At 68.6% G+C, this 15,223-nt stretch carries 16 protein-coding genes; 4 read left to right on the top strand and 12 right to left on the bottom strand.

Features of this window, described 5'->3' with window-relative positions; translation table 11 throughout:
* The coding region (locus Ato02nite_RS49385) for a hypothetical protein (protein WP_213013687.1) at positions 1-454 on the top strand (454 nt) is incomplete at its 5' end.
* A gap of 429 nt (positions 455-883) precedes the next feature.
* On the opposite strand, the gene Ato02nite_RS49380 is transcribed toward Ato02nite_RS49385, so the two are convergent.
* The 6 genes from Ato02nite_RS49380 to Ato02nite_RS49355 all read right to left on the bottom strand — a co-directional run bounded on the left by Ato02nite_RS49380 (position 884) and on the right by Ato02nite_RS49355 (position 6,176).
* Complete coding sequence (locus tag Ato02nite_RS49380) at positions 884-1,270, bottom strand: hypothetical protein (RefSeq protein WP_213013686.1); 387 nt, start codon at positions 1,268-1,270, stop codon at positions 884-886.
* Between the two features lie 73 nt (positions 1,271-1,343).
* Positions 1,344-1,685, bottom strand: coding sequence for a hypothetical protein (locus tag Ato02nite_RS49375; protein WP_213013685.1), 342 nt, complete (start codon positions 1,683-1,685; stop codon positions 1,344-1,346).
* 780 nt (positions 1,686-2,465) lie between these two features.
* A complete protein-coding gene (locus Ato02nite_RS49370; protein ID WP_213013684.1) occupies positions 2,466-3,611 on the bottom strand; it encodes an FAD-dependent monooxygenase in 1,146 nt (381 codons plus the stop codon).
* Positions 3,612-4,125: 514 nt separating this feature from the next.
* Positions 4,126-4,698, bottom strand: coding sequence for a hypothetical protein (locus tag Ato02nite_RS49365; protein WP_213013683.1), 573 nt, complete (start codon positions 4,696-4,698; stop codon positions 4,126-4,128).
* A gap of 352 nt (positions 4,699-5,050) precedes the next feature.
* Entirely contained in the window at positions 5,051-5,782 is a 732-nt protein-coding gene (locus Ato02nite_RS49360) for a hypothetical protein (protein ID WP_213013682.1), read from the bottom strand.
* Between the two features lie 193 nt (positions 5,783-5,975).
* Positions 5,976-6,176: a hypothetical protein gene (locus Ato02nite_RS49355; RefSeq protein WP_213013681.1), complete on the bottom strand. Its 201-nt coding sequence runs from the start codon at positions 6,174-6,176 to the stop codon at positions 5,976-5,978.
* Between the two features lie 424 nt (positions 6,177-6,600).
* Between Ato02nite_RS49355 and Ato02nite_RS49350 the strand changes: the two genes are divergently transcribed.
* Positions 6,601-7,296 (top strand): sulfotransferase domain-containing protein, encoded by a 696-nt coding sequence (locus Ato02nite_RS49350; RefSeq protein WP_213013680.1) that lies wholly within the window; start codon positions 6,601-6,603, stop codon positions 7,294-7,296.
* A 249-nt stretch (positions 7,297-7,545) separates the two neighbouring features.
* Here Ato02nite_RS49350 and Ato02nite_RS49345 read toward each other — a convergent pair whose 3' ends face one another.
* From Ato02nite_RS49345 to Ato02nite_RS49330, 4 genes are all read right to left on the bottom strand, one after another.
* Complete coding sequence (locus Ato02nite_RS49345) at positions 7,546-7,869, bottom strand: single-stranded DNA-binding protein (RefSeq protein WP_213013679.1); 324 nt, start codon at positions 7,867-7,869, stop codon at positions 7,546-7,548.
* Positions 7,870-8,256: 387 nt separating this feature from the next.
* On the bottom strand, positions 8,257-9,033 hold the full coding sequence (locus Ato02nite_RS49340) for a single-stranded DNA-binding protein (RefSeq protein ID WP_213013678.1): 777 nt from the start codon (positions 9,031-9,033) through the stop codon (positions 8,257-8,259).
* A gap of 87 nt (positions 9,034-9,120) precedes the next feature.
* On the bottom strand, positions 9,121-9,558 hold the full coding sequence (locus Ato02nite_RS49335; RefSeq protein ID WP_213013677.1) for a single-stranded DNA-binding protein: 438 nt from the start codon (positions 9,556-9,558) through the stop codon (positions 9,121-9,123).
* 380 nt (positions 9,559-9,938) lie between these two features.
* On the bottom strand, positions 9,939-10,292 hold the full coding sequence (locus Ato02nite_RS49330; RefSeq protein ID WP_213013676.1) for a hypothetical protein: 354 nt from the start codon (positions 10,290-10,292) through the stop codon (positions 9,939-9,941).
* Between the two features lie 406 nt (positions 10,293-10,698).
* Between Ato02nite_RS49330 and Ato02nite_RS49325 the strand changes: the two genes are divergently transcribed.
* Both Ato02nite_RS49325 and Ato02nite_RS49320 read left to right on the top strand, forming a co-directional pair.
* Entirely contained in the window at positions 10,699-13,086 is a 2,388-nt protein-coding gene (locus Ato02nite_RS49325; protein WP_213013675.1) for an AAA family ATPase, read from the top strand.
* 65 nt (positions 13,087-13,151) lie between these two features.
* The gene (locus tag Ato02nite_RS49320) at positions 13,152-13,385 is read left to right on the top strand and encodes a hypothetical protein (protein ID WP_213013674.1); all 234 of its coding nucleotides are present in this window, start codon (positions 13,152-13,154) and stop codon (positions 13,383-13,385) included.
* A gap of 458 nt (positions 13,386-13,843) precedes the next feature.
* Here Ato02nite_RS49320 and Ato02nite_RS52390 read toward each other — a convergent pair whose 3' ends face one another.
* Together Ato02nite_RS52390 and Ato02nite_RS49310 are read right to left on the bottom strand one after the other, a co-directional pair.
* The gene (locus Ato02nite_RS52390) at positions 13,844-13,987 is read right to left on the bottom strand and encodes a hypothetical protein (protein ID WP_246608224.1); all 144 of its coding nucleotides are present in this window, start codon (positions 13,985-13,987) and stop codon (positions 13,844-13,846) included.
* A gap of 104 nt (positions 13,988-14,091) precedes the next feature.
* Complete coding sequence (locus tag Ato02nite_RS49310) at positions 14,092-15,087, bottom strand: bifunctional DNA primase/polymerase (RefSeq protein ID WP_213013672.1); 996 nt, start codon at positions 15,085-15,087, stop codon at positions 14,092-14,094.
* Positions 15,088-15,223 lie beyond the last annotated feature (136 nt).

Below are 15,223 nucleotides of genomic sequence, written 5' to 3'. Positions count from 1 at the left end.
CGGGCTACGGGGGGAAGGTCACAAAGCGACCAATGGTGCGGTGGATCTGTTGCGGCGTCGGCAGCGGGCGGAGGAAGTGGCGTTGACGTCGGCGTTGGCGGCGACGGGCGCGGCGGAGCGTGCTCGTCGTAAGTGGGAGGAGGAGTCGGCGCGGTTGGACGCGTCGGAGGATGCCGGGCTGGCGGTGTTGGCGGAGTTGTTGCCGGTGGAGGTGGCCGCGCAGTTGGCGGGTGTGAGTTCGGCTCGGGTGCGCCAGGCGCAGCAACGCGCGGTGGCTGAGGTGGTGGCCGCGCGTGTGCAGGAGTTGACCGGTGGCACAGGGCAGGGGCGGCGGGCCAGGGCGCGGCGTGCAGGACGGGCCGGGGCGGCTGACGGCGGTGGTCCGGTGGTGGGTGGCGCTGAGGCTGGCCCGGTGCTTGTCTCGCCGTCGGATCGGGTCGGGGGCGACCGTTGAGCGTGTTGGTGTCGGTCGCTGCCGGGGGTGATGGCCGAGTTGCTCGGGGTGCGGTCATGGTTCCAGGCGCTTAGATCGATGGCGGTTGGGCTGGTGATGGCTGGCGCGTTACTGTGGTGGTGGCCTTCAGACTGGCGCGTGAGCGTCGGTGTGTTGACTGGTGTGGCCGGCGGACTTGGCCGTTGCATCTCTTCGGAGGTGTTCCCCGTGAGGGGCCGTCGGCCTTTTATCTGCCCGTTCGCCTGAGCGTGGTGGTTCGCCCGGGGCGGACGGCCGTGAGCGGTGGGTGCGGCAGGCCCGTAGCGGCGTGCTCGATGCGCGCCGTTGCGGTCTCGGCGGGCGTGGTGGATCGGCCCCGGTTGCTGCGGTTGCGCCGGGGTGGCCGTTGGCGTGCTGTCACAGTCAGCGTTGCGCCCACTGGTGGAGCGGTTAGAACGGGCAGTCGGTGAGGCCGAGGTGTTCGCGAATCTCTCCACAAGCGTCGGTGAGCGTGTCGCCGGTGGAGCTGGCGTACTGCGGACCGGTGTAGAAGCCTTCGGTTGCGGCGTCGCGGGTGAGGACTGCGGGTAGTTCGTCGGGGATGGATGTGTATTGGCGCGCCTGTCCGATGATGGCTGTGGGATCGGGCGGGAACCGGATCTCGTCGGTGTAGGCGATGCTGGGATGTCCGTTCGGGATCGGGTGTTCTTCGGTCCAGATGTGCAGGTAGTACGCGCTGAAGAGGCTGTCCCATCCGATGACGACTCGGGTGAGGGTTTCGGAGCGGCTGTCGGGGTGCGCGGGTCGCGGGCTCAACTCGTGACGGGTTATTGCCATGTGCTTGTTCCTGTCTGTTTGTGGTTCGGGCGGTGTCCCGGGGACCGTGGTGCGGCCCCCGGGACGGTGCCGGTCAGAACGGACAGAGCACGTTGTCGAGGTCGATCGGGGTCTGTGCGGCGTCGAGGATGCCCAGAACGGCCGGTGCTTCGCAGGTTCCCTCGTGTGCGGCGTCGGCGGTGAGCGTGGCGGCGAGGTGGGCGGGAACTTCGGCGTAGTCCTGGACGAAGCCGATGGCGTGGTGCGGGTTCGAGACTTCCCGGAAGTCGTCGCCGATCTGCAAGGTCGGCATGTCGAACGGGTTGTCGTCGCCGGTGCAGTAGATGTGAGCGAAGTAGGTCCCCAACGCGCGATCCCAGCCGACGAAGACAGACGTAATGCTCGGGTCGCTGGGCGCGAGTTCGTGACGGCTCATCGGTGGCCTTCCCTATGGTGTTGTCGTTAACTGGTGTTGTCGGGGCTTGGCCTCCCCAACACGTATTATCATACGTCAATGTCTGCTTTTTTGCCAGCACCTGAATGCAATTGTTGGCCTAAATGGCGCTTCTATTTATGTTTAGCGTGAGTCGCGCAGTAATGGCGTTTGCCCAGCTTGGACGCGTTGGCTTGGGGTTAGAGGCGTTTTTTCGGCCGGTGGGGGCGAGCTTGCTCGCCAGGTTGTGTGGTAGCTGGAGCCAAATTCGTGGTGGGGGTTTCGGGTAAAAGATCATGTGGTTTGTGCATGATGTTTTACCCGCCCGCTGCGGATTTGGTGGAGGCTGCCGCGCAACCTATCCTGCTGGCGCAGCCGGCGGCTGGAAAAGGGTCTCGGCAGCGCGGCCGTAGGCCGCTCCGGTCTACCGGCCCGCCAGGGTCGGCCGGGGTGAGCGCGAGAGGCGGTCCGAGCCCGTGGTCGCGGGAGACGCTGGTGTGCGGGAGGCGCTCTACCTAGGCCGCGTGGCGATTCGGGGGCGTGTTGGGGTTGCGGAAGCCGCCGGCGCAGGAGCAACCCACGGAGGGATCGGCGCGGTCGTGGGCGTTACGCAGCCACTGCGCGAGGCTGCGTAATGTTGGGCGGCTCGGTGATCGCCAGGGCCGGCGCCACAGGATGCTGCGGATGGGCCGCGTTGGGTTGTCCAGTGTTGGCGTAAGGCATCGGTGGGCGGGCCAGACTCGCTATCCGGCCCTGGCCGGTTTGGCCAGGGCCGGATGCCGGTCAGACGCCCAGGCCGTACTGGCGTCCGAGTTGCGGACCGAGTTGCACGGCGGCGACCGCGGCGGGCAGGTAGCGGTGTTGCCATCCGTGGAGTGCGGTGGTCAGGTCGGCGCCGTATTTGCGGTGCTGGCTGAGGGCGGCGGTCAGGCCGGCGGCTTGTTCGATGCCGTTGTTGGCGCCGCGGGCGGTGTGCGGGCGCACGGGTGCGAGCGCGTCGCCGAGGAGAACGGCGTGCCCGGTGCCGACCGGCCAGACCATGCGGTTCGGTGGGTCGATGTCCATGACCGCGGCGGCCATCCGGCTGGTGGTGTTGTGCACCAGGGCGGCCTGTTCGTCGGGTAGGTACTGCTGTGCGCTGGCGTCGACAGCGGCGCGGGCCGCGTGGGTGACGTGCTGCGGCAGGGCGAAGACCCTCCGGGCCGGGGCGGCCCCGAAGAAGTCGATGTACTGGGCGGGGGTGGCGCCGAGGTAGAAGGTCCAGTCGGTGCCACCGGGAATGGGCGCCACGTTGAACTGCATCCCGCTGTCCGTGGGTTCGAAGCGCAGGAAGTCGCGCAGGCCGGATTCGGTGGTGGTGCTCTGGCCGCGGTGCGCGACGTAGCCGGCGTAGCGCAGCTGCCGGTGCGGGTCGAGCAGTCGCCGGCCGGTCGAGGCACGTCCGTCGGCGAAGATCACTAGGTCGGCTGTGGCGGTGTCGCCGTCGGCGAAGTGCAGCAGCGGCCGGTCGTGCTCGCTGGTCAGGGCGGTGACTCGTTTGCCGGTGTGCAGGATGCCGGTGGGCAGGCGGCGGGTCAGGGCCTGGTGCAGCAGGGTCCAGGTGGTGTTGCGGCCGGCGTAGAGATGGCGGTGCTCGGATCCGCGGCGGCGCCCGCAGACGGTGATGTCCATGACGGTCTCGGAGTTGTAGCGGACGAATTCGTGCTGGGAGACGCCGAGTTGGTCGAGGATGTCCAGTGACGAGTGCTCGACGCCGATCAGGCCGCCGCCGAGCGGGGCACTGGCCGGGGCGGCCTCGTAGAGGGTGACGTCGTCGAATCCGGCGTGCAGGAGCAGCAGCGCTGTGGTCGGGCCGGTCAGCGATCCGCCGACGACCGCGACGCGCAGCCCGGTGGTGGCGCGGCGGGTGGCGGTGGTGTGCGTGCTCATAGGCGTGGCCTCCGTGGTGCGAACCCTGCGACTCGCGCCGGTTGCACCGGCGCTGCCGCGTTGACGAGGCCACTGGGGGAACGGCCCGGGCGGTGGCGGGCAAGCCGGTCACTTGAGGTCAAAAGATCTTGGAAGCGCAGCGCCGCTGCCGCGGGTTGATGACTGGTGCTGCGCTTCCAAGATGTTTTGCCGGGCTTGCCGGCCGCTGCCGGGTCGGTCATCACTGCGGGATCGGCGAACGCGGCGGCCCGCAGTGATGGCCGCCGCGTTCGTCAGTTCGGCCGTGCATGGCAGGGCTATGCCCTTGCGCGTCATCGCGGGCAGATCGAGCCGGGTGCCGGGCGTGTGCCGAGCGGCCGGCATCCGGGCCTGCACTATCACGCGGCACGTCCTCGGATTGACGGTCCCGGCCCGCGGTGACCGCTGTGGTGCGCGGTGACGGCGCGATGGTCGATCGTCGTGGCTGCTGCGTCCCGGCCCGTCAGAGCGTCAGGCCGGGACGTGCCCTGGCCGGTTAGTAGGCGTCGTTGATGCGGTCGGCGATGACGGTCAGGGCGGCGCCGCCCAGCTCGATGCTGCTGACCGGGAACCGGACCGCGAAGTCGGCGTCGGTCAGCGGTTCGCCGATGCCCACGCGGTGGCCGGTGCTGCTCAGTGTCACGCCGGCGATGAGGTCGCCGGTGACGTCGTCGAGATCGGCCCACAGCGCGTCGATGTCCGCGCCGAGGGTCCAGCCCGCGGCGGCCGGGTCGACGGCGACCGCCCGCAGCAGATCGCGGACCGTCTCGACGGTGGCGGACCAGGTGCCGGGCAGGTCATCGGTCGCCGCGAGCATGCCGGACTCGCTCAGCCATTGCCGCTGCCGGTCGCGGTCGACGGTCACCAGCGGCACACCCGCACGATCCGGCGGTAGCTGATCGAGGGCCGACTGTGCCCAGGCGCGCAGGCCGCCGACCGATCCGTAGACGACGACGTCTTCGACGTTCAGGCCCCACTCGCCGCCGGCGCAGCGTCCCTCGCCGGCGGTCTCGCCGGGCGGCATGATGACGGCCTCGTCATCGACCGCGCCCCAGTACACGTTGTTCATGGCCTCGCCCCTCCAGGACAGAGATCCGGGTGCGGCGGTATCCAGTGAGTGTCCGGGCCGCCGCGCTGACAGGCCGGTGTGGGATCGGCTCGGCCAGGCGGCGGCAAGCCAATGAACCGAAAGATCTTGATGCGCAGCTGTCCGGCGGCGCAGCACGCCGGGCAAGATGTTCCGGTGGCTTACCGGCGCGGCCGGGCCGATCTGCACTGGGGGCTGGCAAGCGGGGCCCGGTGCTACGCGACGGGCCGCGCCCTGCACCATGGCGGCAAGGTGGCCTGAGCATTGGTGGCGGGGCGACGGGGCGGTGCTGTGGTCAACAGCGTGCCCCTGGTTAAGCGGTGCCTCTGCTGGTTCAAGCGGCGTGGTCGCCGCGTTGTACGCGGCGGCGGAGCTCACGCAGCGGCAACGGGTAGCTGACGCCGGCGCGGCGCTGTTTGAGGATCGCGACGTTGCCGAGCCGGCGGCGCAGCTTTTCTTCTTCGGCCTCAGCGGCCAGGAAGCGGTGCGGCGCGACCTCGAGCAGGTGCAGCCACTGCCGTTGCCCGGCGCGGACACAGGCACCGAAGCAGTTGTTGTGCCGGAAGCCCTGCTCGTATAGGCGCGGGGTTTGTAACCCTTCGGCGTGGGCCCAGTCGAGCATCTGCTGTTTGCTCAGGTGGGGCGGTTCGCACATCGGGAACTTCACCGTCCACGGGGTCCAGCCGTGTTCGATCGCGGGTACGCGGCGGTGTTCGCTCCAGTCGATCCCGACGTAGAGCACGGTGTCGGCGGGGTCGGCGTGCTGGTTGAGCCAGGCCCGGCAGGGGCGTTGCTTGAGATGGACGCTGCAGGGGGCGATGCGGGCGTTGCCGAGGAAACGTTGATCGGCGAACACCTGCCACGGGGTGCGGCCGTCGGCGACGATGACCGGCGTGACGCCGAGATGCGCGCCGGCGTCGGCGACGAAGCGCCATAGGTCGGGATCTTCGGTTTTCGTGTCGGCCGCCAGCAGGACGAGGTCCTGGGTGCCGTAGCGGGCGGCGACGCGCATGGCGGTCGCCCAGCTGCCGATCCCGCCGGAGAACTGCACGATGTGGCGTGTCATCGCGGTGGACCGGCTGCTGGGGGCGGTGCGGGCGCCCGGCGGCGCGGGCGGACATGCATGGCGGCTTTCTCGCTTTCGGCTGGGCGTACAGGGGCGCGACGTTGCCGAGCCGGGCGGGCTGGCGGTCGGCAGGTGCTGGGTGCGGTGTCCCGGCTGGGCCTGCGGGCGGCTCAGCCGGGATCGCGACGCGGGGTTAGAGCAGGGTGTGCAGCGGGCTGAGGCTGATGATGACGATGGCGAAGGCGTGCGAGACGATCGCTTCGGCGATGTCGGTGCTCTGGTGGCGCAGGCCCAGCAGGAGCGGGCGGCGGGCGCGCTGGTAGGCGTCGACCAGGTTCGCCAGGTAGGTGACGAGCAGCGTGTAGGGGTTCGGGCGTGCGGTGCTGTTGTTCATGGTGGCCTCCAGCCGATCCGGTGGGTGCGGCGTGCGCCGGGTGGCGCGGGTGCTGCCGCGGGTGGCAGGGCCACGTGGGATCGGCTCGGCGGTGGCGGGCAAGCGAGCTTTCCGGGTCAAAAGATCTTGGAGGCGCGGCAACCGGCCGTTTCGGAATCTTGGGGCTGCCGTGCTTCCAAGATGTTTTGCCGGCTTGCGCGTCGGCGCCGGGTCGGTCATCGCTGCGAACTGGCGAACGCGGTGGCCGGGTTGCCACCGCGTTCGCTGGCTCGTTCGATCGTCGAGGCCGCCGGATGCGGGCAGCGGTGACGTTCGGGGCCGTGATGCTCGGTCCTGGCTGCACCTGTTTGCGTCCAGGCGTGCCGGCAGGTGCCGCTCTGGTGGGGTGCGCACGGAGGGCGGTGGTGCCGACTACGGTGGTCACGTGCTGGTGTGGGTGGCATCGTTTCCGCGTTCCGGTAACACGCTGCTGCGTATCGCCCTGCACCGCAGGTACGGCGTCACGAGCTCGGTGGTCTACGACCACGACGGCGTCGCCGGTCGGCTGGGCGGCGAGCTGATCGGGTACACCGAGCGTCCCGGCTCGCTCGCCGAGATGCGCGCCGCCGCCGGGCCTCATTTCGTCAAGACACACCGCCCGCGCGACGAGGACGTCGACGACGCCGACGCCGCGATCTGCCTGGTCCGTGATGGCCGGGACGCGTTGGTGTCGTGGGCGCGTTTGCTCAGCGAGGACGACCCGGCAAGTTTCCCGGCGGTACTCAGGCGGCGGATCACCGACACCGACGGCCGCAGCAGCGCCAGCTGGGGCACGAATGTCCTGAGCTGGTTACGGCCTGCGGCCGCGCACCGGGTGGTGTTGTCCTACGCGGAACTGATCGCCGATCCGGCCGCGGCTGCCGATCGGGTGATGGCGGTGGTCGCGCCGGGCGTGCGAGCGGACCTGGACGCGGTGATTCCCCGCTTCGAGCAACTGCGACAGGTCGACGCCGGCTTCTTCCGCCGCGGTGTCGTGGGGAGCCATCGCGACGAGTTCCCGCCCGCGTTGCTGGAGTTGTTCTGGTCGAGGCCGGACAATCGGGCAGCGATGCAGGTGCTGGCAGCATCAGGAACGAGCTGAATGAGCGCCGCCGGACGCCGGCGGCCCACCGGTACCCCGGTCATCGGAGCGGGCTGAGTCGATGCCGGGCGGCGTTCGAGACCTGGTAGCGCCGCAGCGTGGAATGCGCGACGGTCCTCGGCCGCCGCCTGCACCACGGCCGCGCGGCGTGCCGGTCACCAGGGAGCAGGCCGCTGGGAATGGCGGCTGGCCGGTCTGGACGTCATCGTGCCCGGCGGGTGGCCGGGCACGATGAGCGGAGCCGGCCGGTCACAAGGAGAGGGCCACGTCGGCGGCGGTGATCTGCATGATGCCGAAGGCCTTGTGGCCCTGGTCGCGGACGAAGGCCCAGACGGCGAGGTCGTCGCGGCCGGTGACGGTGACGGTGTCGCCCACGCTCAATGTCATGCACTGGCGGGCGAGGGCGCCGATCGCGGTGACCGTGACCCACAGGGGCCGGTCGGTGGTCCATTGCCCGTCGAGGATCCGGCGCCGGTCGTGGGCGATCCGGAACTGGCAGCGGGGTGTGCCGTCGCGGTCGTGCGTCAGCTCGGGCCGGGTGCGGATCTGCCCGTCGAAGGTGAGGTGGAACATGGCTGGCTCCGATCAGATGGCGCGGTGCGGCATCGGGCCAGGCCGGCATGGGCTTGCCTGTCCGCCGGGGTGCCGCGTTGACGGGCCGGCCGGAGGCCACCGGGTGCCGGCGGTGCAAACCCCGCCCGGGCAGAAGATCTTGGCGTCGAGCGCAGCGAGATCCGGGGGCCAAGATGTTCTGCCGGGGTTTGCCGGCGCCGGTCCGGGGTGGGCTGGCCTTGGGCTCGTTCAGCAGCGGCGCCATCGCGGCGGCGGATCGGTGGGGTGTGCCCGCGACTGCGATATCGGCTCGGGACGGCTGGTGCAACGGCACCGGGTCGGTGGTGCGCGGACGGTCTGAGGGCGACCCGGCCGTAGCTGGGCCGCCCTCAGACTTGTTTCCGGTGGTCAGCTGTGGTGGACGAACTCGAGGTCGGTGACCACGTCCGGCCACTTGTCGGCGTCGATGCGCTCGCCGTGCGGGGTGACGACGGTGTGCCCGTTGCGCTGGCGCTGGGGTGCCGGTCCGGGTTCGGTGAGGACGCGGACGATGTCGGGGGTGAGGTTGAGCAGGTCCTCCCCGCTGCCGTCGTCGGGCAGGATGTTGAACCGGGTGGCGTGCACGAGGACCCGCTGACCCCGGCGCAGATCGCGCAGGGCGGGCATGAGGGTCTCGTCGAAGCTGGTGAGGTGGTACGGGGTGCGCAGGGTGGTCTTCCACGTGCCGAAGTTGTTGTAGTAGCCCTGCTGGTGCTCGATGCGCACGGTGGCCATGGGCCGCTGGTCGGCGCCGACGGTCCGGGACTGGGCGCTGCCGGTGACCTGTGCGGCGAGCAGGAGCTGGAAGATGTGCGGCTGCTCGGAGCCGGCCACGGTGTGCACGACGTCCGGAGTGAGGTCGAACAAGGTCTCCCCGGTGCGACGGTCGGAGCGGATCTTGAACCGGGTGGCGTGCACGACGACCCGCTGGCCTTTGCGGATGTTCAGCAGCGACGGCATGACCCGCCGGTCCCAGCAGGTGATCTCGTACGGCACGCACAACGTGTTCCTCCACGTGCCGTGGCGGTCGTAGTAGCCCTGCTGGTGGTCGAGGCGGAAGGTCACGAAGGGACGTCCGTCCCGGTCGGTGGTGCGTGATTCGGCGTCGGCGGTGACGGTGCCTTCGATGAGGCAGTCGAACTGCATCAGATGCTCCTTGGCGAGGATCGACGAAAAAGGTGCGGGCGGCAGGCCCGGGACCGGCGGTGATCCGCCGGCCCCGGGGTGCGGCGGTCAGGCCGCGTTCGCCATCTCCGGCTCCAGCTCGGGTGCCGGGTCCTGGCCGTCGAACGTCCAGTCGGGGGCGTCGGGGGTCTGCTTCGGCAGGGCCTTGGCGCCGGTGAACCGCATGGACAGCGACACGTTGTTGGCGTTGCACTGCAGGACCGCACCGGGGTCCCCGTCCTGGCGCAGGAACGGATACGGGTCGATGTCACGGGCGTCGACGACGACGGTGTTGCCCTTCTCCAGCTCGGCGCACCGCTCGGCGAGCGGACCCCAGGCGGAGACGCCAACGAACATGGGCACGCCGTCCTCCCACTGCCCGTCGGCGTTCTTACGGCGACGGTTGTGCACCACCCGCAGCCGGCAGACCTGCTGGCCCGAGCGGGTGAAGACCAGTTCGGGGTCGGCGGCGAGGTTGCCCTCGAACTGCAAGAGGAACAGTGACATGGGCTGGCTCCGATCAGATGGTGCTGATGCGGCACCGGCCAGTACGCGGATCGGCTGACCCGGGCGCCGTGGTGCCGCGCTGATGGGCCGGTCAGAGCCCACCCGCGGGCCGAGGCGGGCCAAGCCCTGCTTGAGCAGAAGATCTTGGCGTCGAACGCAGGGAGACACGGGTGCCAAGATGTTCTGCCGGGTTTGGGGCGCCCGGCCGGGGTGGGCTGACCTTCGGGTCCTTCAGCGGCGGTTCCTGCGGCCAGTCCGGGCGTACCCGATGTACCGGCGGGATCGTGTGACTGAGCACGCAAGATGGCGGTTGGGCAGGCCAGTTGGCGGAACCGAGGGCGGATAGGTCGACCGACGCCCAGATCACCGCGAGCGGCGATCTACAGCGCGGCGTCGGTCTCGTTGTCCAGCTGGGCGATGAGTTCGCCGGTGAAGGTGGTCAGGCGCTGTCGGAGCCAGGCGTAGGTGCCATTTCGGCGGCAGATGTGCTGCCAGCGGCGCTGGACGTACTTGGCGAGGTCGCGGTTATCGCGCGGACGCCGGCCGTTGGGTCGCATCTGCGGTGAGAAGACGAAGTCGCCGTAGGTCACGCGGGCCCAGGCCCAGGCGGAAGCGAGATGGCGTTTACGTTCGCTGACCTCGGGCGCACGCCAGTTGCGTTCGATGTCGCTGGTCTCCGGGAGCTCGTCGAGCATGGCGGCCGACGTGTCAGCGGTGATCGTCCAGTCCGCCATGGCAGCGCGCCGCCGACCGTAGTCGATCAGGCCCTTGCTGACATCGGATTGGCCGGCGTCGAGACGGCCTGGTCGAGGCGGTGACCGCAGTGGGCGCTGCTGAGAGTTGCGTTGGTTACGGCAGGCAGCGGGATTAGCGGCGGCTGGGTGGCGTTGGCCAGCAGCGGCCGAGCGATGGAGCGGGTCAGCGGCGGCAGCCCGCACGACGGGCATCGGTGATGGCCACGGCATGGGGTCGTTCTTGCTGTCCAACTGGGCGAGGAGGTCGACGCGGGCGTAAAAATGTGAGAGAAGGTCGTGTTAACGCCAGACGGTTGCGCAGAATCCAGGAATGTCAGAGGGGGATGCGACACTCTACGACGCTTGCTAACCGTCCAACGACATGACTGCGCGATATGGAGGCTCGGTGCGACTGCATTCGATTTATGCCCGCTTCTACCGCTCCCTGAACTACGACTTCATCCGCGCCTCGGGTGATGACTATTCGCCGGACCCCTGGGACGCGACGCCGGAGGGCGAATACCCGTTCGTTCGCATCCGACTGCGCCCGGACATCACCACCGTGGTTGGGGGCAACGAATCCGGGAAGACTCAGGTCCTGCGTGCAGTCGAGGCCGCATTGACGGGTAGCGGATACGATAGAAGCGACTTCTGCCGGTATTCCCGATTCTTCGGTGTCGACAAGACAGTCACGAAGCCGGAGTTCGGTGCGGTCTTCACTGACGTCACCAGCGACGAGGTCAAGATCGTTGAACAGATGTCGTCGCTTAGCGGGCTCTCGGATGTGGACCGAATCGCGATCTTCCGCATAAACGAGACGCCCCAGCTGCGAGTTTACGCACGTCAGGGCGATGTTTGGTCCGGACCATCGCACATCAAGACGCCGAAGTCGCTTGCGGCGCTGGGAATGCCGCGGCCGTTTCGTATCGATGCCGACGTGCCGCTTCCGGACAGCGTACCGCTCGACTACATCGTAGGCGGCAAACCGGTTGCCTCCATCGGACGCGAGTTCCTGCGTCGGGTCTGGGATGCAGTCGTCGAACGCCGGAGCTGGTTCGACGACCCCTCGACTGTTACCACCAACGCCGCCGGGATCGCAGGCATGTTCCGGCCGCTGCGTGAGGCGACAGCTGAAGAACTCAGCACGTACAAGCTCGCGGCCGATCTGCTGCTGGAGGTGGCGGACCTAAGCCGGGAACTCTTCGCTGAGCTGCAGACCGCGGTGAAGACGAAGAACGGCTACGCCAACAGCATCGTCGACACCATCAACGCCGAGCTCGCCAAGGCGCTGAACTTCCCGCATTGGTGGTCGCAGGACTCCAAGTTCGAGCTGTTCGTATCCCTGTACGAATACGACCTCGTCTTCATGATCCGCGACCGCACCGGAAGAACCTACGGATTCGACGAGCGTAGCGATGGACTCAAGTATTTCCTCAGCTACTTCGTCCAGTATCTGGCTCACAAAGCGCCGTCGGACGGCGCCCACGAGATCCTGCTCATGGACGAGCCTGACCGGTACCTCTCCTCATCTGGGCAGCAGGATCTCCTGCGGATCTTCGAAGACTTCGCCCGGCCGCAGGACCCGGAACGGACGCCTGTGCAGGTCGTCTATGTCACACATTCACCCTTCCTGATCGACAAAAACGAAGCCGACCGCATCCGCGTACTCGACAAGGGCGAACACGACGAAGGAACCCGAGTAGTCAACAGCGCGGCGGCCAACCACTACGAGCCGCTTCGCTCGGCCTTCGGCAGTTTCGTCGCTGAAACCACCTTCATCGGCAACTGCAACCTCATGGTCGAAGGGCCATCAGACCAAGTCCTGCTCGCCGGAGCATCAAGGTGGCTCGCCGGACGCAACACCGCAGCGCGGGAACGTCTCGACCTGAACAAGATCACAATCGTCCCCGCGGGCGGCACGAGGCACGTGCCCTACCTCGTCTACCTCGCCCGCGGACGCGACGTCGAGAAACCGCCAGTCATTGTCCTTCTCGATAACGACAAGGCCGGCGACGAAGCAAAGGCAGCGCTCCAAGCCGGTGGGGCGTACGGATCCGCCCTAATCAAGAACGACTTCGTACTCCAGCTCGGACGGGACGATCTCGCCACTCTCACCACGCAGAACCCGCTCGGAATAGCCGGCATCGAAGACATCATCCCGTTCGATGTCGCAGTCGCTGCAGCGCACATCTACTGCCAAGAGTTCGTTCCGGATGTAGACGTTGCTGCCCTCGGACTCGACCGGTCACAGGTCTATCCAGCGACGGCCACGACCTCGCCAAACCGGGGGACGTTGAAATACCTCGAAACGGCCATCGCCGAGCGAACCCAGAAGACGGCCTTCCACCTCGATAAGGTGGCATTCTCCCGCGCTGTCATCGATGTGCTCAGCGGCAAGGCAACAGAACCGAAAGTTCTCGCGGACGACGTGACGCTCGCCCATGAAAACTTTCGGACGTTGCTTACCGCCCTAGCAAGAGGCCAACGTGACGCCGAACGCGCTGAGAACGTCGAGAAGATTTCGAGCCGGATCAATCGAATCAAGCGTGACTTCGTCAGGACCCGCCGTGGTTCCGCCCGCAGAGAAGACGTAATGAACCTCATCGAGGAGATCTCAAGCCAGCTCGACAGCTCTCGCGAGGCCGAAGACCTGCGGAGGCAGATGCGGAGATGGGAGGAAGACTTTGCCCTGCTCGTCGATCCACGAGAACCAGTCGACGACTTCGATGCCCTGATCAAGGCGATCCAGTCACTGGCATACCGCGCGGTACGCGCCTCCGCCCGCGCTGACTAGCCGCTTGCGCGATCTCCCTACATGGGCGGGTCTGCGGCGGTATACATCTTTGAGGGAGGCCAGAGATGAGCAAGGACAAGGAGATCGAGGCGCTGCGCGCACGCGTCGACCTACTGCGTAACGAGGTTAAAGCAGCACGTTCGGAGTCAGAGGCGCTTCGAAGAGGTGCGACGAGCGCGAAGGGCTGGATCACCAAGAACGACAGCGCCAAAGCGACAACAGCACTTGACCGTGGAATCAAGACGGCGAATGGGCACCGGGCGAAGGCCAACGAGTATCGGGACGCCGACGAAGGATAGAAACGGTGCATCGGTGCCCCCTTGGCTGACTCGTCTCGGCGCTTGGCCGCACCGATCCGCCAACTGTCCTGCACAGCTGCCGCCAGTTGCGTTGCTCGACCCGAGCCCCTGCTGTCGGCTTAGGCAAGAGCGACCGCCATCTAGCATGCTCAGTCACAGATCGCCGTCACCCGCTGGAGGCGGCCTGGCTCGGCATGGTGATCGACGGCAGCACGGTGAACCGGCGCTGCCGGCTGGACTGCGCACGTTCCTCGCTGTTCTGCATGCGTGTGGTGCCGTCTCGGATCGGCGGCCAGGTCCGAAAGAGGGGGCCGGTTCCGTGGCCTGCTGCAGCCGTCCCGGGGACGAGAGGCGTTGCGCGGACCCCCCGACGGTCGCGCTGAGGCAGCAGGCCGTGCACCGCGCGGACCCGGCCGGTCCCGATAGCAGCGCGCCGGCCGGTCGTGGCCTGTAGCGGGTCAGTGGTGATGCGCCCAGGAGACGAACCTCTCGTACAGCTCGGGTGGTGCCGCCTGGCCGGGGGCCTGTAGGTCGCCCCAGGCGGCGAACATCCGGCCGGACAAGTAGATGGGCAGGACGGTGGGAAACGCGCGGAACTGCACCAGCAGGACCGCTTTGGCGGGGGTGCACGGCCATGGCTGACGACAGACGCGGCAGTCCCAGGAAGGCCGCCGGTACCGGTGCCCGACGCTTGGGGGCGCGGTCGTCACCGGCTCCCCCGGCGCCAGCCAGGCTGGGCTGCGCCGACGTCTCGGCGGCGTGACTGCGTCGCAGTTCGTGACACAGCCGTTCGGGGATACGCGAGTCCGGCTCGCCAACCGGACTCGATGGTGCGCCGGATTTCCGCACGGCCGAGCCCCGCGATCCGCGCGGCGTCGGTGAGTTCGCGGCGAACTAGCGCCTCGTCCAGTGCGCCGTCGGCAGCCAGTTGCCCGAGCCGGAACGCGGCCCGGTTCAGCGCGTCGTTGCGGCCGCCACCGGCAATGCGCCGGCCATCGCTGGTGATTGGCCTCGGAGCGCGCAGGATGCGCTGGATCTCACCGGCCAGTGCCGCCTGGGCGTAGCGGTCCAGGTCGGCGACCGGCCGGGCAGCCGGAAGGACCGGTGGTGGGGGTAATACCAGGCGGCGCAGCGGTGCCGGACAGTGCGGGAGAGCGGAGCCGGGCGTCCACAGCTGCTGGAAGCGGTAGCAGACGCCGGAGGCGTGCACTGACGGCGGAGCGACGACCAGGCCACCGCGGCCACGCCAGTCGACGCCGGGCAGTAGCGCGACCCGGCTGGGCAGGCCCCCGGCGGCGAACCACAGGTGCCAGCCGGATCCGGTGCGCACCAGCGGCCCGGGCGGGCGGATGACGCCGAGCAGGTCGAGGACGGCGGCCAGGCCAGCGCCGGTGTCGATGTCGCAGACGTCGAGGACCGTCCCGGTGGCCAGGCCGATGTTCGCGTGCGGCCACCGGCGCCACCATGCGCGGATCACCTGCGGTCGCATGCTGGCGTCGCGGAGTCCGTGCGGTAGCCGCGGGTGCTTGCCCGATGAGGTACAGGCCGCCGCGTGGCGGCAGCTGCAGCTGCCGTCGGGGGCCGGGGTGTGCAGCGGCATCACCGGGATCCCGGCCGCCGTGTAGCGCAGTGCGGCGGCGAGCAGGCCGGATCGCGGCTGCGGTCGCGGATCCTGCGGTGGCGTTTCGGAGAGGGCCGCCATCAGTGACCTCCCGCCTGCACTGCTGTTGGCCGCTCGGATGGGACGCAACCGGTTGTCGCCGGCGGTGCCGGTATGCGCGATGCCGGTAGCGGCCGGGTGAGGGCGGTGCTGATGGACGCGATGGGGTAGCCGCTGG

The organism is Paractinoplanes toevensis (assembly GCF_018332695.1).
Classification (GTDB): domain Bacteria; phylum Actinomycetota; class Actinomycetes; order Mycobacteriales; family Micromonosporaceae; genus Actinoplanes; species Actinoplanes toevensis.
This window is presented reverse-complemented; position numbering and strand designations above follow the sequence as displayed.